Raw genomic sequence first — 25670 nt, forward strand, 5'->3', positions numbered from 1 at the left:
CCGCACGACGAACCGCGACGAAGCACGACTGGCACACGACGAAAGGCGGACGACGATGGCCACTGGCCGCGTGCTGTACACCGACCCCGCGTGGCTCGTGGAGGACGGTACCTGGAGCCACGAACGGGCCACGGTGGAACGGGAGATTCTCGGACCGGACGTGGAGTTGCGCTTCGGCCCGTACGAGAACGGCCGCTACCTGGTCGACAGTCCCGCGATGCGTGCGGCGGCCGGGGGGTGCGAAGTGCTGGTGGTCTACCGCACCCAGGTCACCGAGGAACTGCTCGACGCGGCCGGGGACCGGCTGCGCGTGGTCGTGCGCCAGGGCGTCGGCGTGGACAACCTCAACGCCGATCTGCTCGCCGTCCGCGGCATCCCCGCCTACAACGTGCCCGACTACTGCGTGGACGAGGTCGCCGCGCACACCTCGGCGCTCGCCCTGGCGCTGGAGCGGCAGCTGATCCCCCAGCACCGGACGCTGACCGGGGGGACCTTCGACATCTACGCCGGCGGCGTCCCGCACCGTACCAACCGGCGCACCCTGGGCATCGTCGGCTTCGGCCGTATCGGCCGCGCCGTCGCCCGGCGCCTGGGAACCTTCTACGGCGAGGTCCGGGTCTACGACCCCTACCTCGGCCGCGACCTCGCCGAGGGTTACGGCGCCCGCGCCGCCGACACCCTGGAGGAACTGCTCGCCGAGTCGGATCTGGTGACGCTGCACTGCCCGTTGACTCCCGAGACCGAGCAGCTGATGGACGCCGACGCGCTGCGCGCCATGAAGCCGGGCGCCTTCCTGGTCAACGCGGCCCGCGGCAAGCTCGTGGACCCCGAGGCCCTGGGCAAGGCGCTGGAACAGGAGTGGATCGCGGGCGCCGCCCTCGACGTCTTCTTCCCGGAGAACCCGCACCACGATCCCCGGTGGGAACGAGTGCTCCGGCATCCCCGGACCGTGGTCACCAGCCATCGCGCCTTCCTGTCCGAGGAGGCCGAGGCCAGCAGCCGCCGCCGGGTGGCCGAGCTGGTGCGGGCAGCGCTGGACGGCCGCGTCGACGGCCACCCCGGCCGGGTTCCGGGACAGGGCCGGTGACCGCGCTCTCCCCGACGGCCGCCGGGGCTCACGGCCAGGACGTCGTCGTCCTGTCCACCGGCGATGTACGCGTCCCCGTGCACCCGGCCGCCTCCGCCCTGCGGGTACGGCGGGCCGACCAGCACTACCGGGCGCCCGCCGGCGACCCGGATCTCCGGTCGCTCATCGCCCGGTACGCCGGCCGGGAGGGAGCCCCGGCCGTCTCGGCCGAGCAGGTTCTCGTGGCGCCGGGAGCACGGCAGGCCCTGGTCGCGGTGCTGGGCGCGGTCCTGGGCGAACGCCGCGAGGTCCTCTTCGCGACACCGTACTGGGCCAGTTACCCGCACCTCGTGAAACTGGTCGGGGGCGTCCCCGTGCCGGTGCCGGGGCCGGTCGGCGACGGCACCCTCGACATGGACGCGTGGGAGGCGCGGCGCACGCCGGACACGGCCGCCGTCATCGTCAACTCGCCCCGCAACCCCGACGGTGCCGTCGCCCCCGAGGACTCGCTGCGGGCCCTGGTCGAGTGGGCCGGCCGGCACGGGCTGACCGTGATCTGTGACGAGGTGTACCGGGGGGTACCGCTCGGCGGCCGGGCGGCGCCTTCGGTGCGGGACCTGTTCCCCGAGCTGCCCGGGCACTGCGTGGTCGTCGACGGACTGTCCAAGAGCCACGCCCTGGCCGGGCTGCGGTTCGGCTGGGCCATCGCCCCGGCGGCCATCCACGCCCGCGCCGTCGCCGTCGCCTCGCATCTCGTCGGGAACACCAGCGGCCTCGTGCAGGACGCGGCGGCCGTCGTCCTGGCCGAGGGAGAGCCGGAGCGGCAGCGGGTCGGCATCGAACTCGCCGCGAACCTGGACCTGGCGATGAAGGTCCTCGACTCCGTCGAAGGGCTCGTCTGCCCCCGTCCGCGAGGGGGCATCTTCCTCTTCCCGGACGTCCGGACGCCGCTCGCCGGCCTCGGACGGCCCGGTGAGCCCGGGGACGAGGCACGCCGCGCACCGGCCGCCTGGCTGAAGGACCGGCACCGGGTAGCGGTCGTGGACGGCTCGGCGTTCGGTGCGCCCGGCCATCTGCGGCTGTCGTTCGCCCTCCCCGCCGAGCAGCTCGCCGCCGGACTGGAACGCCTGCGGCACGCGCTGGCCGCCTCGTGAACCGTGTCCCGCACACCGACTCCCCCGCCCCGCTGTGATCCGTTCCGGACACCGCGACCAGTTGTGACCCGTTGTGAGAGGAAGCCCTTTCGTGGATGTCTCCGTACTGGACCGGCTGCCCGCCCCGGTACAGGCCGAACTGGACCGGCGGCAGGCCGCCCTGCCGGCGATAGCGGCCCTGGTGGAGGCCGACGAGGACGAACCCGTGCTGCTCGCCGGCTCCTACGCCACCGGGGAGTGGAACCCCACCTCCGACCTCGACCTGCTGGTCCTCACCAAGCGTCACCGCCCGCGCCGGGCACCCGGCACCACCAACCACCCCTCGATCCTCGGGGACAGCTTCGACGGACTGGCGGGCGACCTTCCGGTCAACGTCGAGTACGTCTCCGCCGAGCGCCTGCACGACCTCGCCCGGGTGCTGGCGAACACCACCGGGGACGGCGGCACGGTCGACCTGCCGAACCTTCAGGCGCTGGAGATACGGCTGGTGCAGCGCGTGCACAAGGGCGTCGCGCTGAGCGGCACCGGGGAACTGGACCGGTACCGTGCGTGGCTCGACCTCGACGCGGTCCGCTCGGCGGCCACCGCCCTGGCCTTCGTCGGCACGCTCAGCCTGCTGGGGGACACGACGGTCCTGGCGAGCCCGACCCGTGAGCTGATGTGCCGGGGTGCCGCCGAGTCCCTGCTGATGTCGGCGGTGAACGCCTTCGGTCCGCTCACCCACGACGGCAAACACCTGCTCACCCGGGCGGCCTCGATCTCCCGGCTGTCCGATGTGCCGGAACTGTTCGGACGGATCGAACCCCTGCTGTTCGCGGAACGCCTGCCGCACGAGGAGGCGCTCGGCCTGGTCCTCGACCTGGCCGAGGACCTGTACCGGTCGTTCACCGATCCGCGCTGCCCCGCGCGCGTCCTCCCGATGCTCGCCCCGTTCGTCCCGGCCTGGTCGTGGACGGGACGAACATGGCCGGCGACGGAGCACGGCCTCGCGAAGACGGGGCGAGCCTTCGCGGGAGAGGGCGCGTGACGGGCGGCGGCACGGCCGGGCGGCAGGCCGGCGAGGCGTGGCGGCTGCTGGACCCCGACCCGCCGCTGTTCGCGTCCGAGGCGTGGCTGGAGTTCATGTCCGCCCGGATCGAGGGCAGCCACCGCCGCTTCGTCAGCGCAGCCGGAACGCCCGACGCCACCGGCTTCTTCGGCACCGTCATCGGCGACAGCGGGGTCTCCGAGAGCAAGAACCCCTGGCAGCTGTTGTTCGAACCCTGCGGCCTGCGGACCCTGACCCCCGAGGCCACGGAGGCCCAGGCCGCGGCCCGGGCCGGAGGGCCACCCCGCGAGGCGTGGTTCCCCTCGCTCGTGCTGATGTACCCGGGCCTCGAGTGCTTCCCGGCCGGTCCGGGCCGCCACCGCCCCGCCGCGCTCGACCGCGCGGTCGCGGACCTCGTCGGCCAGGCCCGTGACGAGGGGCTCAGGTCGGTGGCCTTCCTGTACGTGCAGCCGGAGGAGCGGGCGCTCGCGGAGGCACTGGGCCGGGCGGGATTCGCGGAGTTCCCGCTCGCCCTGCGCTGCAACCTGCGCCCGCCGGGAACCTCGTTCGCCGACTACCGGGCCACGCTGAGCCGCAGCGCGGTCCACAGCATGGACCGCATCCGGCGCCGCATGGCCGAACGGGGGGTGTCCTTTTGCCGGTTCCCACTGACCGAGCTGGACGACGCGGGTGTCGAACGGCTCGTCGAGCTGCGCCTGCAGCACCGCGCCAAGTACGGCCGGCGACCTGACGCCTCCGGGGAGCGAGACCAGCTGACCACTCTGCGCGGCACGTTCGGCGACCGGGCGGAGATCGTCGCCGCGCTGGCCGACGAGCGGATCATCGGGTTCTGCCTGTTCCTCGATGCCGGAGACGTACGGCACGCCTGGTCCAACGGCACGGACTACACCGACAGCCGGTCCAAGGACACCTATTTCGAGGTCTGTTACTACTGGCCGGTCGAGGACTCCTACCGCACCGGCCGCAAGGAGCTGTCCTTCAGCTACGGCGCGGAGAGCATCAAGATCGAGCGCGGCTGCCGCCTGGACGAGGTGAGCGGCTTCGTCCTCCCGCTCGACGACGGCGATCTGGAGTCGGCGCGCCGCGCGGCCCGGGCCCTCGCCGGGGGGCTCGCCCGTCCCGGCAGGACGACGCACAGGACGACGACGGAAAAGTGATGGACACCGACACCGACACCGACAACGCCCGCAAGAGGCTGGGCATCCTGCGGGAGCGGGACTTCCGTCACTACTGGACAGCCCGTGCCCTGTCCCTGGTCGGGGACTACGCCTTCCGTACCGCCTTCGCCACGCACATCATCAGTGTCAGCGGCTCGGCGTCCACGCTGGCCACGGCGACGGCCGTGCTGCTGGTCCCCTCACTGGTGTTCTACCTGGTGGGCGGCGCCGTCGGGGACCGTACGCGATCCCGGCGGGCGGTCATGGTCGGGGCCGACCTCACCCGTTTCGTGATCCTGCTGCTCATCACGGGAGTGACCTGGTGGACGTCCGATCTGGTGCTGATCGTCGCCCTCGCGGTACTGATCGGCGTGGCGGACGGCTTCTTCCAGCCCGTGTCCTTCGCGTACATGCTGGAGATCACGCCGAAGGAGAAGCTCGTCGCCGCCAACTCGGCGCTCTCCGTCGGCCAGCAGGTCGGACTCATCGGCGGCCCGCTCGTCGGCGGGTTCATGGTGAGCCTCGTGGGTGCCTCCGCGACGTTCGCGTTCGACGCCGTCACCTTCCTGCTCTCGGCGATCCTGCTGCTGCTCGTCCGCACGTCGCGGAAGACCGGTGAGGAGCGCCGGCCCGATACCGCGGAGCCGGACCCGGTGACCGAGGACGGTGCGGGCGGGGAACCGGTGACCGGTGCCCGCAGGCTCCGGCAGGTCGGCGCGGACGTCGCCCAGGCGGGCCGGTACGTGGTCGGCCTGCGCTGGCTGCTGGTCTCCCTGGTGGTCGGCGCCTGCACCAACGCCGTGTACGCGGGCGTCCTCGACGTCTCGGTGCCGTTGATCATGGCACCGGAGGGGACGTCCGAGGGCCGGTCACTGGGCACGTTCTACGCGCTCCAGGGCATCGGCGCGCTGGCCGGGGCGGTGGTGCTGGCCAAGCTGACGGTGCGCAGGATCGGGCCCGCCCTGTTCCTCGCGCTGGCCCTCATGGCACTGGCCCTCGCGGCGACGGGTGTGATCGGCGGCGGCGCGGGCGCGCTCGCGATGGCCTTCGTCTACGGGATGGGTCTGCACTTCTTCAACTCGATCTTCCCCAGCCTGCTGCAGGAACGGGTGCCGGAGTCCCTGCTCAGCCGCGTGGGCAGCCTGGCGTTTCTCGGCTTCAACGGTCTGATGCCCCTCGGCGCCCTGCTGATGGGCCCGCTGGTGACCGCACTCGACGCCCGTGGGGCGGCCGCCTGGGCGGGTCTCGCGGCCACCCTCGCGAGCCTCGCCGCCCTGATGTCCGCGGACGTGCGCCGCCTGACCGCGCAGAGCCCGGAGCCGGACACGGGTACGCGGCCGGACCCCGCCGACGGAGACGAGGACGCCGTCACCAGGCTCTAGGCGCGCCGTCAGTTGCCCCACCGACAAAGGACAGGAAGATCATGCACAGGACAGAAGTGACCCCGCTGTCCGGCCCGTTCGACGACGTCCGCTGGGACCGGCTGGGTCCGGGCGCCGCGGTTCAGGGGGGCCGCTGGCTGCGGTCGATGATCAGCCGGCTGCCGGGCGAGCCGGTGACGGTCCGGCACGACGGCCCGGACGGCGCGCTCGCCTTCACCGGTGCCGTGGTCCGGGACGGCGACGCGTACGAGGCGTACAACCCATGGGCGATCCTGCGCCGCCGGGACCCCGTCTTCCCCGAGGCGGAGTGCTCGGTTCGGCGCGTCCTGCCACGGCTCGGCGACGGACCCGAGGAGATCCTGCCGGGACTGCTGCTGGTGGCACCCGGCTACCTCGGCGATCCCGTGGGACCCGCCGCGGACCGGCCCGCGAGCGTGCGGCAGTGCCTCACCGACGTCTGCTCCTGGGCGAGAGGGGCGGGCCTGGCCACGGTGTCGGTGCTCTACACCACACCGGCCGCCTCGCGGGCCCTCGCAGCCGCCGTCGGCGCCCTGGGCGGCGAGAGCTTCGAACTGACCACGCGTTCGATGATGCCGGTGACGTGGGACGACGAGGAGAGCCTCGCGGCCGGCCGGTCCAAGCGGCGGCGGATCGAGGTGCAGCGGCAGCTGCGCCGCCTCGCGGAACACGGCTGCGTCGTCGGGACAGGAGACCCCGACGAACTGTTCGACGAGGTCGTCGAGGCCAGGTGCACACTGCTGCGCTGGTACGGGCAGCCCGCCGACGAGGCAGCCGAGCGGCGCCGGCTGCGCACGCTCATCGACTCTTTCGGCAAGGACCTGCTGCTCTGCACCGCCCACCTCGACAACCGGCTGATCGCCCATGCGCTGTTCGTGTCCGACATGAGGACGTTGCAGAACGTGTACGTCGGCACCACGGAGGCCGGCCGCAACGCCCCGTACGCACATCTGGCGGTGACCTACCACGAACCCATGCGGCGTACCGCGCGCGAGCGTCACGACTGGATCGACTACGGCGTCGGCCACGGGGACACCAAGCGGCTGCAGGGCTGTGACGCCGTACCGCTGACCGGCCATGTGATCCCGCTGTAGCGGCTTCGTCCGGCCCGCGGAGCCACGTCCCCCGCACGGCCGGCCCGGCCGTCGGACCGGGAAGCCCGGCGCCGGATCAGCACGCCCGGCGTCGGATGCGGGGCGGCGTGCCGTCGGTCAGGAGGGCCGGTGCCGTGGGCCAGGAGGGCCGGTGCCGTGGACCAAGAGGGCTGGCGCCCTGGGCTAGGAGGGCTGGTGCCGTGGGCCAGAGGGCCGGTGCTCTGGGCTAGGAGGGCTGGTGCCGGTGTCTTTTCGGTCGGCGCAGGCCCGACGCCCGTAGCAGTCGCACCACCTCGCGGCTGCTGACCTCCACCGCCCCCGCGGCCACCGCGTCCGCGTAGCGGTGGGACGGCAGGTCGTAGTGGTCGCGCTCGAAGGCCCGCCTGGGCACGCCCAACCCGGCCGCGAACGTGTGCAGTTCGTCGTACGAGGCGTCACTGACCAGGTGCGACCACATGCGGCCGTGGCCGGGCCAGGAGGGCGGGTCGATGTACAGGGTCACGACGAGGCCATCCCGCCGGTGGCCGGTCCCAGCGAGCCCACCGACGCGACCTTCACGCCCGCCTTGTGGCACACCCAGTGCGGGTCGGGGCCCAGTTCCGGCTCCACGTCCAGCGCGTGCGGGTCGCCGGAGCCGCACACCGGGCACAGCGGCCAGCGGCCGTAGCGGTCCAGCAGGGCGTCCTGCACGTCCTGGGCGACCAGCCCGGCGACGAAGGCCGCGCCCTGCGGCCACTGCTCGACCCACCAGCGACGCTGGGCGACGGCGTCCTCCACCAGGGAGACGACGTCCGCCTCGGCGACCTCGCCCGAGACCAGATCCGCGAGTACCAGGGCGCGGGCCGCGTGCAACGCCTGCTCCAGGGGGCTGATGGGGTCCATGCACCCCATTGTGCGCACTCTTGACCCCGACACCGAACCGAAAATATCTTTCAAGGGTGACCCAGGACATGAAGGAAAGTTTCGGCAGTCCGGGCGGCTCGCTCGCCGCCAAGGTGCGCACGCTCGCCCCCTCCATGACCCGGTCCATGCAGCGCGTCGCCGAGGCCGTCGCGAACGACCCGGCCGGCTGCGCCGCCCTCACGGTGACCGGTCTCGCCGAACTGACCGGCACCAGCGAGGCAACCGTCGTACGCACCGCCCGGCTGCTCGGCTATCCGGGTTACCGCGACCTGCGGCTCGCCCTGGCCGGCCTCGCCGCCCAGCAGCAGTCCGGCCGGGCCCCCGCGATCACCACCGACATCGCGGTGGACGACCCCATCGCCGACGTCGTCGCCAAGCTGGCCTACGAGGAGCAGCAGACCCTCGCCGACACGGCCGCCGGACTCGACACCGTGCAGCTGGGCGCGGCCGTCACCGCGCTGACCGGCGCCCGGCGCACCGACGTGTACGGCATCGGCGCGTCCGGGCTGGTCGCCCAGGACCTCACCCAGAAGCTCCTACGGATAGGGCTCATAGCCCACGCGCACAGCGATCCGCACCTCGCGGTGACCAACGCGGTGCAGCTCCGCTCGGGCGACGTGGCGATCGCCATCACCCACTCCGGGTCCACGGGAGACGTCATCGAGCCGCTCCGGGTGGCCTTCGAGCACGGGGCGACCACCGTCGCCATCACCGGCAGACCCGACTCGCCGGTCACCCAGTACGCCGACCTCGTGCTGACCACGTCGACCTCGCGGGAGACGGAGCTGCGGCCCGCCGCGATGTCCTCCCGGACGAGCCAGCTGCTGGTGGTGGACTGTCTGTTCGTGGGCGTGGCGCAGCAGACGTACGAGACGGCCGCCCCGGCGCTGGCCGCGTCGTACGAGGCGCTGGCCCACCGGCACCGGAGTGCCGCACGGCAGCGATAGCTGCGATGGACCGAAGGAGTGAGTGCCGTGGGTGCTCCCGGATGCGGTACGGCCGTCCGTGCCCCGGCGACGTCGCGATCCGGACCCGGCACCGCGCCTTCGGGTAGGTTCACCGCCCCCCGACCGGAACGTCACGGAGAGAGCCGCCCCAATGACCTCCTCTGACCTGCGCAGCCAGTTGGCTTCCCTGACCACCGAGGCCTTCCGGCCCGAGCTGGCCGACATCGACCGGCTGCCCACCCTCGACATCGCCCGGCTGATGAACGGCGAGGACGCGGGCGTACCCGGCGCCGTGGCCGCCCAGTTGCCGCGGATCGCCGCCGCCATCGACGCCGTGGCCGCGCGCATGGCCCGCGGCGGACGGCTCGTCTACGCCGGTGCCGGTACCGCCGGGCGGCTCGGTGTGCTGGACGCCTCCGAGTGCCCGCCCACCTTCAACACCGACCCCGAGCAGGTCGTCGGTCTGATCGCGGGCGGCCCCGCGGCCATGGTCACCTCCGTGGAGGGTGCGGAGGACTCCGGGGAGCTGGCCCGCCGGGACCTCGACGCGCTGAAGCTCACCGCCGACGACAGCGTCGTCGGCGTCTCCGCCTCCGGCCGCACCCCCTACGCCGTGGGCGCCGTGGCACACGCCCGTGCCCTGGGTGCCCTGACCGTCGGCCTGGCCTGCAACGAGGGCAGCGCGCTGGGCGCCGCCGCCGAGCACGCCATCGAGGTCGTCGTCGGCCCGGAACTGATCGCCGGTTCCACGCGGTTGAAGGCGGGTACGGCCCAGAAGCTGGTGCTGAACATGCTGTCGACGATCACGATGGTCCGGCTCGGGAAGACGTACGGGAACCTGATGGTCGACGTGCGTGCTTCCAACGACAAGCTCCGCGCCCGCTCGCACCGGATCGTCTCCCAGGCCACGGGCGCGGGCGACGCCGAGATCGACAAGGCCCTCACGGAGACCGGCGGCGAGGTGAAGCACGCGATCCTGACCCTGCTCGCGGGTGTCGACGGTCCGACGGCCGCCCGGCTCCTGGAGGAGTCCGACGGCCACCTGCGCACCGCCCTGGCCCGCGCCCCCCGCTGACCGGCACACCGCCCCGCCGCCCGGTGCCCTGTACCTCCCGGGCGGCCGGGGGCGTGACGCGGCCGGTGCCCTGTGCCTCCCGGGCGGCCGGGGGCGTGACGCGGCCGGTGACCCGTGCCTCCTGGTCGGCCGGGGGCGTGACGCGCGGGCCTGACCAGTCGTTTCCCCGGCATGATGACGAAGCTTCTGGCAACCGCCGCCCTGACGGTCTCGGCCGCCGCGCTCGCCGCCCCCGCCCACGCCGACGACCACTGGACCGCCACCGGCACCGCCATGTGCGCCGGTGCCATGGCCGCGGGTCCCGTCGTCAAGACGGTGTCCCCGCTGCCGCTGACCGGCGCCGCCCCCGCCTGCGGCAAGGGGAGCCTGCTGCATCACGGCCGCTGAGCCACCCCGACCACCCCCCACGACCCCCACGACCGCCGCGACCGCCGCGCCGGCCCGGCGACGAGGGCGGTGACGGTCCGGCTCCACGGGCGATGGCGGCCCGGCTCCGCGGGCGACGACGGCCCGGCGACCAGGGCGGTGGCGGTGGACTGCCGGGCGGGCAGGGCACCATGGAGGGGAGGAGGCGGTGGACTGCCGGGCGGGCAGGGCACCATGGAGGGGAGGAGGCGACCGACCGATATGAACCACGCCCAGCTCACCGCCCTCGGACGGGCTCTCCGGCTGCTCGGCGAGCACGGGGAGACCCTGACCGCCGACACGCCGGACGCCCGGCTGCACGAGATCAGGGACGACCTGCGGCGGGCCGTCGACCTGCTGGACGACAGCGTCAGCGCCGGGGCGCCCGCCACCCGCTGCCCCGAGCACCCGCAGGGGCCCGTGGACGACAGCGCCCCCGACCTGTGCCTGCTGTGCGAGACCCGGCGCCGGGCCGCGCGGCGGTCGGAGTTCCAGGGCGGCAGGCCCCGCCCCGGAGAGCCGGTCCCCACCGCGCCCTCCCGGTACGGCGTCCGCGGTGACCGGCCACAGCCCCAGCAGCGGTGGCTGCCGGAGCTGTGGAACGGCCAGGAGTGGCAGCTGTGCGGCACGCCCCGCCGCGACCGGCACGAGGCGGAGGCGTATCTCGCGGCCCAGCGCCGCGGTTCGCGGCCCGCCATGGCGTACCGGCTCGTCCACGAGTTCACCGACTACGAGGTGCTGCGGGTGTGGGGCACGCCGGTACGGGTCGACATCGAGCCCATGGGCAACCTCTAGGGCCCGCCCGTAAGGGCCCGCATCGAGCCCATGGGCAGCCTTCGGGTCAGCTCAGGCTCTTCAGGGCCGCCGCGTCGTACGGCTTCAGCTCGTCGAAGCGGTCGGAGAGGACCTTGGCCGCCCACTCGGGGTCCTGGAGCAGCGCCCGCCCGATGGCCACCATGTCGAACTCGTCGGCCTCCAGACGGTCCAGGAGGTCCTCGATCCCCTTGACCTCGGAGCCCTCGCCCTGGAATGCCTTGACGAAGTCGCCGTCGAGGCCGACGGAGCCGACGGTGATGACCTGCTTGCCGGTGAGCTTCTTCGTCCAGCCGGCCAGGTTCAGGTCGGAGCCCTCGAACTCGGGGAGCCAGTAGCGGCGGGTGGAGGCGTGGAAGACGTCGACGCCGGCCGCCGCGAGCGGGGTGAGGAGGGCCTCCAGCTCCTCGGGGGTCTCGGCGAGACGGGCGGTGTAGTCCTGCTGCTTCCACTGCGAGTAGCGGAAGATGACGGGGAAGCCGGGGGAGACGGCCGCGCGGACCGCGGCGACGATCTCCGCGGAGAACCGGGTGCGGGCCACCGGGTCGCCGCCGTAGGCGTCGGTACGGCGGTTGGTGCCCTCCCACAGGAACTGGTCGAGCAGATAGCCGTGGGCGCCGTGGATCTCCACGCCGTCGAAGCCGATGCGCTCGGCGTCGGCCGCGGCCTGGGCGAACGCGCCGATGACGGCGTCCAGGTCGGCCTGCGTCATGGCCTTGCCGGTCGGCTCGGCGCCCGCGGTGACCAGGCCGGAGGGACCGACGGCCGGGGCGTCGGCGAAGGGCGGCTCGCCCTGCTTGCGGACCATGCCGATGTGCCACAGCTGCGGCACGATCGTGCCCCCGGCCGCGTGCACGTCCGCGGCGACCTCCGCCCAGCCCGCCAGCTGCTCCTCACCGTGGAACCGCGGTACGCGGTCACTCTGACCGGCCGACTCGTGACCCACGTAGGTGCCCTCGGTGACGATCAGGCCGACGCCGGCGGCGGCCCGGCGCGCGTAGTACGAGCGGACGTCCTCGCCGGGGACGCCGCCCGGGGAGAACATGCGGGTCATCGGCGCCATCACGATCCGGTTCGGGACGGTCAGGCCGTTCAGGGCGATCGGGCGGGAGAGGACGCGGGCCGCCCGGGATGCGGGGGGCGTGGTGACGGTCATGGGGGCTCCTCGCGGATGACTGGGTTACCAGCTGGTATTTGCGTGCGCATTGTTGCAACTCCTTAAGTAATGTCGCCGGGCGGGCCCCCCATTCCCGCTCCGGGGCCCAGGAACGTGTGACGCGGGCCATACGGCGCGCCGGTCGGCAACCGGGTGAATCGGCCCGGCCCCCTGGCCGCGCCGCCGGGAAGTGCGGGCGACTACCCGTAAATAACACAGCGTGACTATTACGCAACACAACGCGAGCGACGGGATGGTCCGGGGCGCCGATGCCGGTGCCGCGGTCGCCCGGTGGACCGACCGCCTCTGCGGGGGCGGCGACGACGACGCCACGCCGCTGCTGGGCCTCACGGTCGCGGTCGTCGGCCTGGGCTACGTGGGCCTGCCCACGGCTCTCGGCCTGCTGGACGCCGGTGCCACCGTCCTCGGCGTGGACATCAGCGAGCAGCGGCTGACGGACATCCGCAACGGCGACGTGGATCTGCTCCCGGCCCAGCACGCCGCGCTGGCCTGCACCGAGAGCACCGGTGCCTTCCTGCTGACCAGTGACGTCGACACCCTGCCCGGCGCCGACGCGGTGATCATCTGCGTGCCGACGCCGGTCACGGAGGACCACCGGCCCGACCTGCGCGCCCTGCGGGCCGCCTGCGCCACGGTGGTCGAGCGGGCCGTGCCGGGCCAGCTCATCGTGCTGACCTCCACCAGCCACGTCGGCACGACCCGGGAACTGCTGCTGGCCCCGCTCGCCGAACGCGGCCTGACGGCCGAGCGGGACGTCCTCGTCGCCTTCGCCCCCGAACGCATCGACCCGGGCAACGAGCACCACACCCCGGAGAACACCCCGCGGATCGTCGGCGGTGCCGGCCCCGCCGCCACGCGGGCCGCCGCCTTCCTGCTGCGCGCCACCGCCTCGCGCATCCACGAGGTGAGCGACCCGGAGACGGCCGAGATGGCCAAGCTCTGGGAAAACATCTTCCGGGCGGTGAACATCGCCCTCGCCAACGAACTGTCCGAGGCGTGCGCCCACCTCGGCGTGGCCCCGGTCCAGGTGATCGAGGCCGCCGCCACCAAGCCGTACGGCTTCATGCCCTTCTACCCGGGCCCCGGGGCGGGCGGCCACTGCATCCCCTGCGACCCCTACTACCTGCTCCACCAGCTGCCGCCCGACGGGCCGGCCGCACCGGTGCTGAGCAGCGCCATGACCGCCCTGCGCGAGCGGCCCGCGCAGATTGCCGGGCGGGCCGAGGAGCTGCTGCGCGCCGACGGCACCGGTCTGCCCGGCGCCCGCGTCCTGGTCCTCGGGGCGGCCTACAAGCCGGGCGTGTCCGACATGCGGGAGAGCCCGGCGCTGCGGCTGCTCGGTCTGCTCGCGGACGGGGGCGCCGAGGCGCACTACACCGACAGCCACGTGCCCCTGCTCACCGTGGACGGCCGCGAACTGACGTCCGTGCCCGAACCGCACGAGGAGCACTGGGACCTGGTGATCGTGCACACCGTGCACCCCGGCGACGACCTGGGCTGGCTGGCGGCGGTGCCGCGGGTGCTGGACACCCGGCACCGCATCCGTTCCGCCCCCTGTGCCCCTCTCCGGTGAGCGCCGCCCTCGACACCCCGCCGGCGGCCCCCGCCGCGGCCGGTTCCGCCGTCCGCCGTCGGCTGCGGGCCCGGCTGGGCGGAACGCTGGAGACGATGGAGCCGCGTGAACGGGCCGCCCTCGTACGGCTCGTCGGGCTGATCGCGCTGCTGCCGGTGCTGCTGCTGATCGCCCGGCGCACGGTCCGGCTGCCGTACGAGTCGAGCCTGGTCACCTGGTACGGCCTGGCCGTGCTCACCGGCACCGCCGGCCTGCTCTACCTCGCCTACACCCAGTACGACGACCCGGCCGTACGCACGCTGCGGCGCCGGGCCCGCGGCCACGAGGCGTTCCCCGCCCTGCCGGAGCGGCCGAAGGTCAGCTTCCTGCTCGCGGTCAAGGACGAGGTCGGCAACGTCGAGGCGTGCGTCCGCTCGATGGCCGCCTCGGACTACCCCGACCTGCAGATCATCGTGGTCGACGACGGCTCCCGGGACGGCACCGGCGCGGTCCTCGACGGCCTCGCGGACGAACTCGGCGTCACCGTCGTCCGGCTGGACCGCAACATCGGCAAGAAGGCGGCCCTGGTCCGGGCCTGCGCGCTGGCCGACGGCGACGTCCTGGTGTTCACCGACTCCGACTGCGTCCTCGCCCCGGACGCGATCCGCCGTTGCGTACAGGCCATGGTCCGCCACCCGGAGCTGGGGGCGGTCAGCGGGCACTGCCGGGCCCTCAACCCGCACGCCAGCCCCCTGACCCGGATCCAGGACGTCTGGTACGAGGGCCAGTTCCGCATCTCGAAGGCGGCCGAGGCGGCGTTCGGCGCGGTCAGCTGCGTCTCCGGGCCGCTCGCCGCGTTCCGGCGCGAGGCCATCTACAACTACCTGCCCGCCTGGGCGGAGGACCGGTTCGCCGGTGCCCCGTTCCGCTTCGCCACCGACCGGCAGCTGACCGGGTACGTGCTGGGCCAGGCGTGGCGCGGGCGTGCGCTCAAGCGGCGGCACGCCGACTCGCCCTTCGTCGGCGGGCAGGACCACCCCGAGCGGCGCTGGCTGGTGGGGTACACCAGGTCCGCCCGCGTGTGGACGATCGTGCCCGCGCACTGGCGCCCCTTCCTGCACCAGCAGGTCCGCTGGAAGAAGAGCTTCATCCGCAACCTCTTCTTCACCGGCGGCTTCATGTGGCGCCGGGGCCCGGTCCCGGCCCTCCTCTACTACGGGCACGCCCTGTGGGTGCTGGCCGCCCCCGCCCTGGTCTTCCTGCACCTGGTGTGGGCGCCGCTGAACCTGGCGGCCGAACTCACCGCGCTCTACGTGGCCGGGATGCTGCTCAAGGGCAGCATCTGGGGGCTGGCCTTCCGGATCGACAACCCGGGCGACCGGCGCTGGCGCTACCGGCCCCTGATGAGCCTGCTGTCCTGCTGTGTCCTGGCTTGGCTGCTGCCCTACGCCGCCTTCACCCTCCGCCGCGGAATCTGGACGAGGACCGCCGCATGACCACCACGACCACCGCCTCACCCACGCCACCGGCATCCCGGCCCGGCCGGGTCAGAAAGGGCGTCGGCCACCTGTTCCGGCTGACCGTAGCCGTACTCTCCGCCGTCGCCGTGCTCGCCCTCTACTACGTCGTCCTCACCCGCGGAGGTTCCCTGTGACGCAAGCCGGCAGTTCCCCCACGACCGTCTCCCCCGCCGGCACCGGCTCCGACCCGGACCGGCCCGGCCGCCGCCGGCTGCGCGGGGGTGCGGTGCGCACCGCACTGGGATCGCTCGCCGCCGTCGTCGTCGCGACGCCGTTCCTCACCGCCTGGCACTACGACGCCGCGCAGCGCGCGATGTCCGGCCAGACGGTGCCACCCACCCCCACGTCGGACACCCGGCCCCTGGCGGCCGTGTCGCGCACGAGCGCACCGATCGTGCTCGCCTACCACGACATCAACCCGCACCCCACCAACGAGTACACCCTCACCCCGCAGCAGCTGGACACCCAGCTGACCAAGCTGGCCGCGGCGGGCTACCGCTCCCTGACCACCAAGGAGTTCACCCGCTACCTGGCCACGGGCAAGTCGCCGGCGGCGCACAGCGTCTACCTCACCTTCGACGACGGCACCCGCGGCCTGTGGACCTACGCCGACCAGATCCTGGCCAAGCACAAGATGCGCGCGGCGTCCTACCTGATCACCGGCATGGTCGGCACCCACCGCCCCTACTACCTGTCCTGGTCGGAGATCGACCGGATGGCCGGCTCCGGGCGCTGGGACTTCCAGGACCACACGCACCTCAGCCACTCACGGGCGGCCGTCGACCAGGCCGGGCACCAGGGCTCGGTGCTCGCCAACCGGCTCTGGCTGCCGGGCAAGCACCGGCTGGAGACCGAGAACGAGTACCGCACCCGCGTCCGCGCCGACCTCGACCGGTCGCTGAAGTCCTTCGCCGACCACCACCTGCCGGCCCCCAGACTGTTCGCCTACCCGTTCTCCGAGACGTCCGGACCGACGAACCTCGCCGCCCGGAACACCTCCGCGCTGGACCGGCTGCTGCGGGAGCGGTTCGCCGCCTCGCTGACCAACGTCTCCGCCCGCCCGCTGCCCGCGGGCCCGCGGGCGGCCGCCGCCCGGCAGGTGCAGCGCCTGGAGATCCTGGGGACGACGAGCACGGACACCTTCCGCGAGCGGCTCGCCGAATGGACGTCCCGCTCGCCGCGTGACGTGGCCGAGCCGCTGCGCCACCCCGATCAGTGGCGGTTCCCGGGCAGCCCGTCCGGCACCGGTCTGCCGGCGCTGACCGGCAAGGGCCTGACGAAGGGCACGTACGTGTCGGCCGTCCATCTGCCCATGGCCACCGCGGACTGGAACACCTACCGGGTGACCGCCACCGTCGACCGGCTGAAGGGGACGGCGACGAGCGCGTCGGTGGAGGTCGGGCACGGCAGCCTGGACCCCGTGGTCGTCACGGTCTCGGCGGCCGGACTGCGGGTGACGGAGCGGCCGGCCGGCGCGGATCCGCGCGTCACGGTCCGCAAGCTCAAGTCGGCGTCCTCGCACCGGCTGACCCTGGCCGTCACCTCACGCGGTGTCAGGATCACCGTGGACGGCACCACGCTGACGGCCCGCTCCACCACCAAGCCCGTGTCCGCGCGCACCAGCGGAGGCATCTCGCTGGCCGTACGCGACGAGGACGAGCACATCGCCTGGCCCCGCTTCACGGCCCTGCGCATCGCCCCCTGACCCACCGGTACCCGGAAGACACCGAGGGCGGCACCCCCTGTTCCACCGGGGGTGCCGCCCTTCCGTGTGCCTGTCGCCCGCCGAGCGGGGGCCGAGCCGATCTCGCCGCAGGGACGGCACTCGACCGCGCTCGCCACGGAGAAGCCGCACGGAGAAGCCGAAGGACCACGCCGGCCGGGCCCGCACACGCCCGAGGGCGGCACCCCCGGCACACAGGCCAGGGATGCCGCCCTCGGAAAAGGACAGGTGATCCGCGGAGGATCAGAAGTCCATGTCACCGCCCGGCATGCCGCCGCCGGCCGGCGCGGCGGCCTTCTCCGGCTTGTCGGCGATGACGGCCTCGGTGGTGAGGAACAGCGCGGCGATGGAGGCGGCGTTCTGCAGGGCAGAGCGGGTCACCTTCGCCGGGTCGATGATGCCCTCGGCGACCAGGTCGACGTACTCACCGGTCGCGGCGTTCAGGCCGTGGCCCGGGGTCAGGTTGCGCACCTTCTCCACCACGACACCGCCCTCGAGGCCGGCGTTGACGGCGATCTGCTTCAGCGGGGCCTCGAGCGCGATGCGCACGGCGTTGGCGCCGGTCGCCTCGTCACCCTCGAGCTCCAGCTTCTCGAAGACCTGGGAGGCCTGCAGCAGGGCCACGCCACCACCGGCGACGATGCCCTCCTCGACGGCGGCCTTCGCGTTGCGGACGGCGTCCTCGATGCGGTGCTTGCGCTCCTTGAGCTCCACCTCGGTGGCGGCACCGGCCTTGATGACCGCGACACCGCCGGCGAGCTTCGCCAGGCGCTCCTGCAGTTTCTCGCGGTCGTAGTCCGAGTCGCTGTTCTCGATCTCGGCGCGGATCTGGTTGACCCGGCCGCCGACCTGCTCCGAGGAGCCGGCACCGTCGACGATGGTGGTCTCGTCCTTGGTGATGACGACCTTGCGGGCGCGGCCCAGGAGGTCCAGGGTCGCGTTCTCCAGCTTGAGGCCGACCTCCTCGGAGATGACCTCGCCGCCCGTGAGGATGGCGATGTCGCCGAGCATGGCCTTGCGGCGGTCGCCGAAGCCCGGGGCCTTGACGGCGACGGACTTGAAGGTGCCGCGGATCTTGTTGACCACCAGGGTCGACAGGGCCTCGCCCTCGACGTCCTCGGCGATGATCAGCAGCGGCTTGCCCGACTGCATGACCTTCTCCAGCAGCGGGAGCAGGTCCTTGACGGAGCCGATCTTGGAGTTGGCGATGAGGATGTAGGGGTCCTCGAGCGACGCCTCCATGCGCTCCATGTCGGTGGCGAAGTAGGCGGAGATGTAGCCCTTGTCGAAGCGCATGCCCTCGGTGAGCTCGAGCTCCAGACCGAAGGTGTTGCTCTCCTCGACGGTGATGACGCCTTCCTTGCCGACCTTGTCCATGGCCTCGGCGATCAGCTCGCCGATCTGGGTGTCGGCGGCGGAGATGGACGCGGTGGAGGCGATCTGCTCCTTGGTCTCCACGTCCTTCGCCTGCTCCAGCAGGGCGGCGGAGACGGCCTCGACGGCCTTCTCGATACCGCGCTTCAGGGCCATCGGGTTGGCGCCGGCGGCGACGTTGCGCAGGCCCTCCTTGACCAGGGCCTGGGCGAGCACGGTCGCGGTGGTCGTACCGTCACCGGCGACGTCGTCCGTCTTCTTGGCGACTTCCTTGACCAGCTCGGCGCCGATCTTCTCGTACGGGTCCTCCAGCTCGATCTCCTTGGCGATGGACACACCATCGTTGGTGATCGTGGGGGCGCCCCACTTCTTCTCGAGGACGACGTTGCGGCCCTTGGGGCCGAGCGTCACCTTCACGGCGTCCGCGAGCTGGTTCATGCCGCGCTCGAGGCCGCGCCGCGCCTCCTCGTCGAACGCGATGATCTTGGCCATGTGAAGTGGTCCCTCCAGGACTGGGGGTGATTCCTTCGGACCGCGCCCGCGCCCGCGACGGACGGCACGCACACCGTGTGGTTCCTTGCCCCACGCGGCCTGCGGGCCTCACCGACCCGGTCCTTCGTTGTCACTCTCACCTTCAGAGTGCTAACGCAATGATTAGCACTCGGCATGCCCGAGTGCAAGGTGCGCTCGCGCAGCGAACGCGATGAGGGGCCGCGGTCGGGTGACGGGCGGGGCAGGCGCCCCACCCGGGACCGGGGCGCCGCCGTGCCGCCCGGCGGACACCGCGGGCGGCACGGCGAAGGGCCCGCACCCTCTGCGAGGTGCGGGCCCTTCGGACAAGAAACGTTCAGGCGCTGAGGCGAACCATGTCGGCCTGCGGGCCCTTCTGGCCCTGCGAGATCTCGAACTCCACCCGCTGGCCCTCTTCCAGGGTGCGGTAGCCGTCCATCTGAATGGCGCTGTAGTGGACGAATACGTCCGCACCACCGTCGACCGCGATGAAGCCGTACCCCTTCTCCGCGTTGAACCACTTGACGGTGCCCTGAGCCATGCCTAACTCCCCTATTACTGGCCCTTGCACAGATCCACACTTCGCGGACCCGGGTCAGACCTCACCCCCCATTGGGCGGGGGCGTGCGCCGGAACGCGTCGACCGCGGCTGAATGTATCTGTCCAACTGCCGTCTGCAACAGGTCAATCGGACGAGAATTCCGGACGCGAGCGATCCGGAATGTGGTGAGAATTCGCCAGACTTCGGGGCAAGTCGGGCCCCATAAAAGGCACAAAAGCCGCAGATAACCCGCACACTTTGGCTACTTCTTGTCGGGCGGGCGGCATGAATCAAGGGCCCGCGACCCGGGGGCCGCGGCCGTGTTCCCCAACTCTACCGCGCTCAATCACGCAGAATTGCCCCCTCCGCTTCTCTCACGGAGGGGGCAATTCGATGCACAGCCGGTAACCGAGGTTACCGAAGGTAATGGTCAGCCGCCGGCGACCGCGGGAATGATCGACACACCGGCGCCGTCCGGGGTCGCCGTCTCCAGGCCCTGCTCGAAACGGACGTCGTCGTCGTTGACGTACACGTTCACGAACCGGCGCAGCCTGCCCTGGTCGTCCAGGACACGGGCGGCGATCCCGGTGTGGTTCTTCTCCAGGTCCTCGATGACCTGCGCGAGAGTGGTGCCCTCGGCGGCGACCTCGGCCTCGCCGCCGGTGTAGGTGCGCAGGATGGTCGGGATGCGAACGGTCACGCTCATGCGAGGCCAGCCTCTCGGAAGGAGTCCAGGTTCGGGCGGATGGTGGCGGTCAGGCCGGTCCCGGCCACCGCGTCGAGGGTCTTCAGGCCGTCACCGGTGTTGAGGACGACCGTGGTCTTCGCCGGGTCCAGCACACCGCCCTCGATCAGCTTGCGGGTGACACCGACGGTCACCCCGCCCGCCGTCTCGGCGAAGATGCCCTCCGTGCGGGCCAGCAGCCTGATGGCGTCCACGACCTCCGCGTCCGTGACGTCCTCCACGGCACCGCCGGTGCGGCGCGCGATGTCCAGGACGTAGGGCCCGTCGGCCGGGTTGCCGATGGCCAGCGACTTGGCGATGGTGTCCGGCTTCTGCGGCCGGACCACGTCGTGCCCGGCCTTGAAGGCGGTGGACACCGGGGAGCAGCCCTCGGCCTGCGCACCGAAGATCTTGTACGGCCGGTCCTCGACCAGCCCCAGCCTGATCAGCTCCTGGAGCCCCTTGTCGATCTTCGTGAGCTGGGAGCCGGAGGCGATCGGGATCACGATCTGGTCGGGCAGCCGCCAGCCGAGCTGCTCGCAGATCTCGTACGCCAGGGTCTTGGAGCCCTCCGCGTAGTACGGCCGCAGGTTGACGTTGACGAAGCCCCAGCCCTCGCCGGCCGGGTCGCCGATCAGCTCCGAGCAGAAGCGGTTCACGTCGTCGTAGTTGCCCTCGATGCCGACCAGCTCACCGCCGTATACGGCGGCCATCACGACCTTGCCCTGCTCCAGGTCGTGCGGGATGAACACGCAGGAGCGGAAGCCGGCGCGGGCGGCGGCGGCGCCGACGGCACCGGCCAGGTTGCCCGTGGAGGAGCAGGAGAGCGTGGTGAAGCCGAAGGCGCGGGCGGCCTCCAGGGCCTGCGCGACCACGCGGTCCTTGAAGGAGTGCGTGGGGTTGCCGGAGTCGTCCTTCACGTACAGGCCGCCGGTCACGCCCAGCTCGGCCGCCAGGTTGTCGGCCTTGACGAGCTTGGTCCAGCCCGGGTTGATGTTGGGCTTGTCCGCGACGTCCGCCGGGACCGGCAGCAGGGGCGCGTACCGCCAGATGTTCGCGGGGCCGGCCTCGATGCGGCGGCGCAGCTGCTCGGTGTCGTAGGCGGAGAAGTCGTAGGCGATCTCCAGCGGGCCGAAACACTCCTCGCAGGCGAAGAGCGGGCCGAGCGGTACCCGGTGACCGCACTCACGACAGCTCAGGGCGGCGGCGGGACCGAGGTCTACGGTGGAGGTGCCGGTGGTGGCAACTGTCTGCACAGCCATGGAGGCGAGGCCCTTTCTCCTCATCTTCCTCACGACGCATCTCGCCGTGAGACGGATTTGGCACCTTCCCTAGCCGGGAGCCTCGCGTGGAAGACGAGTACCGGCTGGAGGGTTGCCGGGGCTTCATCGGGCCGTGTCCCTCTGCCCCTCTGGATGAGCGGTATTCGGTTGTGGACGCGCGCGACCCCCGACATGCGATGGTCATCGGCGTTGTTCAAGACTGTAACCGAAGGCCAGGACAGTTGAGATAGTCGTCCGAACCGCGAGACAACGTGAGGAGCCGCAGACCGTGCTGGAAGAAGTCGAGCGCTGGCTGGCCACCCGCTCCTGGTCCGTGGCCGACCGCCCGCTCCACCGGATCCTGGCCGCCAAGCAGCGCACCGGGCAGACGGTCAGTGTCGTGCTGCCCGCGCTCAACGAGGAGGAGACGGTCGGCGACATCGTCACCGCCGTCCGGCGCGACCTCGTCGAGCGGGCCCCGCTCGTCGACGAGATCGTGGTCGTCGACTCCGGCTCCACCGACCGCACCTCCGAGGTCGCCGCCCGCGCCGGCGCGCGGGTCGTGCACCGCGACGAGATCCTCCCCCGCCTCCCGGCCGTCCCCGGCAAGGGCGAGGTGCTGTGGCGCTCCCTGCTGGTGACCGGCGGGGACATCCTCTGTTTCGTCGACGCCGACCTGCGGGAGTTCTCCTCCGACTTCGTCCTCGGCATCGTCGGCCCGCTGCTCACCGAGCCGGACGTGGACCTGGTCAAGGCGATGTACGACCGTCCGCTCGCCGGCACCGCCGGGCAGGGCGGCCGGGTCACCGAGCTGATGGCCCGCCCGCTGCTGAACATGCACTGGCCGCAGCTGGCCGGCTTCGTGCAGCCGCTGGGCGGCGAGTACGCGGCCCGCCGCTCCCTGCTGGAGCAGCTGCCCTTCCCCGTCGGCTACGGCGTGGAGCTGGGCATGCTGGTGGACGCGCTGCACCTCGTCGGCCTGGACGCGCTGGCCCAGGTCGACGTGGGGGTGCGCAGGCACCGGCACCAGGACGGCCAGGCACTCGGCCGGATGGCCGCCGCGATCTACCGCACCGCCCAGCTCCGGCTGGCCCGCGGCCATCTGGTCCGGCCGGCGCTGACCCAGTTCGAGCGGGGCGAGGACGGCTTCGAGCCGCGCACCTACCCGGTGGACACCGAGGAACGGCCGCCGATGGTGGAGATCGCCGAGTACACCGACCGGAAGGTGGCGTGAACGGGCCGTGCCCCGCCGCGCTCCCCGCCTCCCGGGACGGAACGTACGTTTGAGCGTTTCCGGGCCGGGCTAGGTTGAGGCGTATGGCTTCCACGCACGATGCTGCCGACAAAGCTCAGGTGCTGGTCGCGTCGAATCGCGGCCCGGTCTCCTATCAGGTACGCGAGGACGGCTCGCTGCACGCCCGGCGGGGCGGTGGCGGACTGGTCTCGGGGCTGTCCGCGATCGGCTCGGACGCCGGCTCCGTATGGGTGTGCGCCGCGCTGGGCGACGGCGACCGGGCGGCCGTCCGGCGCGCGGAGGGCGGCCTGCTCCCGGCCGGGGACACGGGCGGGCAACGGGTACGCATGCTCGACATCGACGCGGCCGTGCACACCGAGGCGTACAACGGCATCGCCAACTCGGTGCTCTGGTTCGTCCACCACATGCTGTACCAGACCCCGCTCGAGCCGGTCTTCGACGCGGAGTTCCGGCGGCAGTGGGCGTCGTACGAGGCCTACAACCAGGCGTTCGCCGAGGCACTGGCCGAGGAGGCGGCCGAGGGCGCGGCGGTGCTGATCCAGGACTACCACCTGGCCCTGGCCCCCCGCATGCTCCGCCGGCTCCGCCCCGACCTGCGCATCGGGCACTTCTCGCACACCCCGTGGGCCCCGCCGGACTACTTCCGGCTGCTGCCCGACGACATCGCGGCCGAACTGCTCACCGGCATCCTGGGCGCGGACCGGGCGGCGTTCCTCACCGAACGGTGGGCGGACGCGTTCCGGGACTGCTGCCACGCGGTGCTCGGGCCCGGCATCCCCTCCGGCACCCGGATCGGGGTGCACGGGCTGGGCGCCGACGCGGACTTCCTGCGCGCGCGGGCGCACGAGGAGGACGTGGCCGAACGGATGGCGGCGCTGCGGGAGGAGATCGGGGCGGACCGCAGGACCATCGTCCGGGTGGACCGCACCGAGCTGTCGAAGAACATCGTGCGCGGGCTGCTGGCGTACCGGGAGCTGCTGGAGGACCACCCCGAGTGGCGGGAGCGGGTCGTCCACGTGGCGTTCGCCTACCCCTCCCGCCAGGACCTCGCCGTGTACCGCGACTACACCGCCGAGGTGCAGCGGGTCGCGGACGAGATCAACGAGCGGTACGGCACGCCGGGCTGGACGCCGGTGGTGCTGCACGTGAAGGACGACTTCGCGCGCTCCCTGGCCGCGTACCGGCTGGCCGACGTGGCGCTGGTGAACCCCATCCGGGACGGCATGAACCTGGTCGCCAAGGAGGTCCCGGTCGTCTCGGACGCGGGGTGCGCGCTGGTGCTGTCGCGGGAGGCGGGGGCGTACGAGGAGCTGGGCGCGGACGCGTTCACGGTGAACCCGTACGACATCAGCGGGACGGCGCGGGCGCTGCACGAGGCGCTGAGCCTGCCGGCGGAGGAGCGGGCGGCCCGCTCCAAGCGGCTGGCCGACGCCGCGACCGCGCTGCCGCCGGCCCGGTGGTTCCTGGACCAGCTGGACGCGCTGACCGGTCAGCCGAGCTGAGCCGCCAGCCGGCGCAGCAGGTCCACGACCCCCTCCGGGCCGTCCACCACCAGGTCGGCCCGTTCCGCCAGTTCGGTGACCTCGGTGCTGCCGCTGCAGATCAGCAGGCCGGGGGTGCCGTTCTTGCGGAGTTCGTCGACCGCGGTGAAGGCGGGCAGGTCGCCCAGGTCGTCACCGGCGTAGACGACGCAGCCGGCGCCGGTGGCACGGGCGTGGTCGAGCAGGGCCACGCCCTTGTCCATGCCCGGCGGGCGCAGTTCCAGGACCATGCGGCCGGGTTCGACGATCAGGCCGTGCCGGGCGGCGAGGTCGGCGAGGGGCGCGCGCAGGGCCTCGAACGTCGCCTGCGGGTCGGCCGCGCGACGGGTGTGGACCGCGACGGCCCGGCCCTTCTCCTCGATCCACGTGCCCGTGCCGGCGCCGGTGCGTTCCAGCAGGCCGGGCAGTTCCGCGCGGACGGCGGCGACGCCGGGGTGCGGGGCGGGGGCGGTGACGGTGCGGGTGGCCGCGTCCCAGCGTTCGGCTCCGTAGTGGCCGAGGACGGTCAGGTGCTCCAGGCCGGGGACGCCGTCGAAGCCGCCGTGACGGACCGCGACCTCGGCCGGGCGGCCGGTGATCACCGCGACGGAGGCGAGTTTCGGGGCGAGCGCGGCGAGCGCCGGTACGGCGTCGGGGTGGGCGCGGGCCTGCTCGGGGTCGGCGACGATGGGGGCCAGTGTGCCGTCGAAGTCGAGGCCGACCAGGGCGGTGCGGGGCTGCGCGAGCAGGGCGGCGAGGCCGGCTCGGCCGGGGTGGGTCTGCGGGGTGGGCAGAGGGTCCATACGGCGACACTATCCGGCTGGCGCCGGGATACGCCTGGGGCTGTGCCTCGGGTCCGGGGACACGCCCGGGGCTCCGCCCCGGACCCCGCCAGGGGCTCCGCCCCCGGACCCCGCCTCGCCCACCCACCACCCGACTCGGTAGGCCGAGAGGTCACCGTCCGACAGACACGGTCGGCCGGAGATGCCACCGTCCGACGGACGCGGGCGGCCGGAGAGGCCACCCGCCGATGGACACGGTCGGCCGAAATGGCCGCTCCGTCAGGTGCCGTCGGTCGAAGAGGCCGTCTTTCGGCCGGCTCGGGCGGAGCAGCCCCCGACCGGCTCGGGTCAGGAGGGCCGGGTGGGGGGCCGGGGTGGGGGTCAGCGTTCTTCGCGGCGGGATTGCCGGAGACGGCGCAGGCGGTTGACCGTGACCGGGTCGTGGGCCAGGGCCCGCTCGTCGTCCAGCAGGGCGTTGAGGAGCTGGTAGTAGCGGACGGGGGCCAGGCCCAGCTCCTCGCGGATCGCCCGTTCCTTCGCGCCGGCGCCGGGAAAGTGCCGCCGCTCCAGCGCGAGGACGGCCTTCTCACGGGTGCCCAGTTCCATGCGGGCCACGGTAGCGCCGGGCACCGACAGTCCCCTAGCCGGCGCTGCTGCTGCCCCCTAGC

25 protein-coding genes and 1 riboswitch are annotated in these 25670 nt (G+C 72.7%); of the genes, 16 read left to right on the forward strand and 9 right to left on the reverse strand.

All coding sequences use genetic code 11. The features are described from left to right. Positions 1-55 precede the first annotated feature (55 nt). The 6 genes from GT045_RS10990 to GT045_RS11015 all read left to right on the forward strand — a co-directional run bounded on the left by GT045_RS10990 (position 56) and on the right by GT045_RS11015 (position 6919). Entirely contained in the window at positions 56-1087 is a 1032-nt protein-coding gene (locus GT045_RS10990) for a C-terminal binding protein (protein WP_202516203.1), read from the forward strand. Continuing rightward, complete coding sequence (locus GT045_RS10995; protein ID WP_161334043.1) at positions 1084-2220, forward strand: aminotransferase class I/II-fold pyridoxal phosphate-dependent enzyme; 1137 nt, start codon at positions 1084-1086, stop codon at positions 2218-2220. Before GT045_RS10990 ends, GT045_RS10995 begins: the two co-directional genes overlap by 4 nt. Positions 2221-2311: 91 nt before the next feature. Beyond that, complete coding sequence (locus GT045_RS11000; RefSeq protein WP_161334044.1) at positions 2312-3247, forward strand: nucleotidyltransferase domain-containing protein; 936 nt, start codon at positions 2312-2314, stop codon at positions 3245-3247. Further along, positions 3244-4425 (forward strand): GNAT family N-acetyltransferase, encoded by a 1182-nt coding sequence (locus GT045_RS11005; RefSeq protein WP_161334045.1) that lies wholly within the window; start codon positions 3244-3246, stop codon positions 4423-4425. The genes GT045_RS11000 and GT045_RS11005 overlap by 4 nt, the downstream gene beginning before the upstream one ends. Further along, a complete protein-coding gene (locus GT045_RS11010) occupies positions 4425-5807 on the forward strand; it encodes an MFS transporter (RefSeq protein WP_161334046.1) in 1383 nt (460 codons plus the stop codon). Before GT045_RS11005 ends, GT045_RS11010 begins: the two co-directional genes overlap by 1 nt. Before the next feature lie 41 nt (positions 5808-5848). Continuing rightward, positions 5849-6919 carry a GNAT family N-acetyltransferase gene (locus GT045_RS11015; protein ID WP_161334047.1) on the forward strand — a complete coding sequence of 357 codons (1071 nt, stop codon included), beginning with the start codon at positions 5849-5851 and terminating at the stop codon, positions 6917-6919. 226 nt (positions 6920-7145) lie between these two features. On the opposite strand, the gene GT045_RS11020 is transcribed toward GT045_RS11015, so the two are convergent. Together GT045_RS11020 and GT045_RS11025 are read right to left on the reverse strand one after the other, a co-directional pair. Beyond that, a complete protein-coding gene (locus GT045_RS11020) occupies positions 7146-7421 on the reverse strand; it encodes a DUF4031 domain-containing protein (protein ID WP_161295591.1) in 276 nt (91 codons plus the stop codon). Next, positions 7418-7801, reverse strand: coding sequence for a hypothetical protein (locus GT045_RS11025; RefSeq protein WP_161295593.1), 384 nt, complete (start codon positions 7799-7801; stop codon positions 7418-7420). The genes GT045_RS11020 and GT045_RS11025 overlap by 4 nt, the downstream gene beginning before the upstream one ends. Before the next feature lie 68 nt (positions 7802-7869). Here GT045_RS11025 and GT045_RS11030 point away from each other — a divergent pair, with 68 nt between their 5' ends. The 4 genes from GT045_RS11030 (at position 7870) to GT045_RS11045 (ending at position 11044) form a co-directional block, all read left to right on the forward strand. Beyond that, positions 7870-8769, forward strand: a complete 900-nt coding sequence (locus GT045_RS11030) for a MurR/RpiR family transcriptional regulator (RefSeq protein ID WP_202516206.1) — start codon at positions 7870-7872, stop codon at positions 8767-8769. A gap of 151 nt (positions 8770-8920) precedes the next feature. Further along, positions 8921-9844, forward strand: coding sequence for an N-acetylmuramic acid 6-phosphate etherase (gene murQ, locus GT045_RS11035; protein WP_161334048.1), 924 nt, complete (start codon positions 8921-8923; stop codon positions 9842-9844). A 171-nt stretch (positions 9845-10015) separates the two neighbouring features. Then, the gene (locus tag GT045_RS11040) at positions 10016-10231 is read left to right on the forward strand and encodes a hypothetical protein (protein ID WP_161334049.1); all 216 of its coding nucleotides are present in this window, start codon (positions 10016-10018) and stop codon (positions 10229-10231) included. Positions 10232-10471: 240 nt separating this feature from the next. Next, positions 10472-11044 carry a hypothetical protein gene (locus tag GT045_RS11045; RefSeq protein WP_161298636.1) on the forward strand — a complete coding sequence of 191 codons (573 nt, stop codon included), beginning with the start codon at positions 10472-10474 and terminating at the stop codon, positions 11042-11044. A gap of 46 nt (positions 11045-11090) precedes the next feature. Here the strand turns inward: GT045_RS11045 and GT045_RS11050 are convergent, their stop codons facing one another. After that, positions 11091-12218: an NADH:flavin oxidoreductase gene (locus GT045_RS11050; RefSeq protein ID WP_161334050.1), complete on the reverse strand. Its 1128-nt coding sequence runs from the start codon at positions 12216-12218 to the stop codon at positions 11091-11093. Between the two features lie 220 nt (positions 12219-12438). Here GT045_RS11050 and GT045_RS11055 point away from each other — a divergent pair, with 220 nt between their 5' ends. From GT045_RS11055 to GT045_RS11070, 4 genes are all read left to right on the forward strand, one after another. Next, on the forward strand, positions 12439-13812 hold the full coding sequence (locus GT045_RS11055) for a nucleotide sugar dehydrogenase (protein ID WP_345942609.1): 1374 nt from the start codon (positions 12439-12441) through the stop codon (positions 13810-13812). A 62-nt stretch (positions 13813-13874) separates the two neighbouring features. Then, positions 13875-15287, forward strand: a complete 1413-nt coding sequence (locus GT045_RS11060) for a glycosyltransferase (RefSeq protein WP_237538517.1) — start codon at positions 13875-13877, stop codon at positions 15285-15287. After that, entirely contained in the window at positions 15284-15445 is a 162-nt protein-coding gene (locus GT045_RS11065) for a hypothetical protein (RefSeq protein WP_161298638.1), read from the forward strand. Before GT045_RS11060 ends, GT045_RS11065 begins: the two co-directional genes overlap by 4 nt. Further along, positions 15442-17016: a polysaccharide deacetylase family protein gene (locus GT045_RS11070; protein WP_161334051.1), complete on the forward strand. Its 1575-nt coding sequence runs from the start codon at positions 15442-15444 to the stop codon at positions 17014-17016. The genes GT045_RS11065 and GT045_RS11070 overlap by 4 nt, the downstream gene beginning before the upstream one ends. 261 nt (positions 17017-17277) lie before the next feature. Here GT045_RS11070 and groL read toward each other — a convergent pair whose 3' ends face one another. The 4 genes from groL to thrC form a co-directional block, all read right to left on the reverse strand. Continuing rightward, positions 17278-18900, reverse strand: a complete 1623-nt coding sequence (gene groL, locus GT045_RS11075) for a chaperonin GroEL (RefSeq protein WP_161298640.1) — start codon at positions 18898-18900, stop codon at positions 17278-17280. A 355-nt stretch (positions 18901-19255) separates the two neighbouring features. Then, complete coding sequence (locus tag GT045_RS11080; protein ID WP_004929928.1) at positions 19256-19459, reverse strand: cold-shock protein; 204 nt, start codon at positions 19457-19459, stop codon at positions 19256-19258. Between the two features lie 430 nt (positions 19460-19889). Continuing rightward, complete coding sequence (locus GT045_RS11085; protein WP_161298641.1) at positions 19890-20165, reverse strand: MoaD/ThiS family protein; 276 nt, start codon at positions 20163-20165, stop codon at positions 19890-19892. Next, complete coding sequence (thrC, locus tag GT045_RS11090) at positions 20162-21445, reverse strand: threonine synthase (RefSeq protein WP_161334052.1); 1284 nt, start codon at positions 21443-21445, stop codon at positions 20162-20164. Before thrC ends, GT045_RS11085 begins: the two co-directional genes overlap by 4 nt. A gap of 17 nt (positions 21446-21462) precedes the next feature. Beyond that, positions 21463-21605, reverse strand: a riboswitch (SAM riboswitch). Between the two features lie 129 nt (positions 21606-21734). Here thrC and GT045_RS11095 point away from each other — a divergent pair. Both GT045_RS11095 and GT045_RS11100 read left to right on the forward strand, forming a co-directional pair. Then, complete coding sequence (locus tag GT045_RS11095; protein WP_161298643.1) at positions 21735-22679, forward strand: glucosyl-3-phosphoglycerate synthase; 945 nt, start codon at positions 21735-21737, stop codon at positions 22677-22679. 83 nt (positions 22680-22762) lie between these two features. Next, complete coding sequence (locus tag GT045_RS11100) at positions 22763-24202, forward strand: trehalose-6-phosphate synthase (protein WP_202527764.1); 1440 nt, start codon at positions 22763-22765, stop codon at positions 24200-24202. Here the strand turns inward: GT045_RS11100 and otsB are convergent. Beyond that, positions 24190-25023, reverse strand: coding sequence for a trehalose-phosphatase (gene otsB / locus GT045_RS11105; RefSeq protein ID WP_161334053.1), 834 nt, complete (start codon positions 25021-25023; stop codon positions 24190-24192). The genes GT045_RS11100 and otsB overlap by 13 nt on opposite strands. 360 nt (positions 25024-25383) lie before the next feature. Further along, complete coding sequence (locus GT045_RS11110) at positions 25384-25608, reverse strand: DUF3263 domain-containing protein (protein ID WP_161298645.1); 225 nt, start codon at positions 25606-25608, stop codon at positions 25384-25386. Between the last annotated feature and the right edge of the window lie 62 nt (positions 25609-25670).

Source organism: Streptomyces sp. SID486, assembly GCF_009865385.1.
GTDB lineage: Bacteria > Actinomycetota > Actinomycetes > Streptomycetales > Streptomycetaceae > Streptomyces.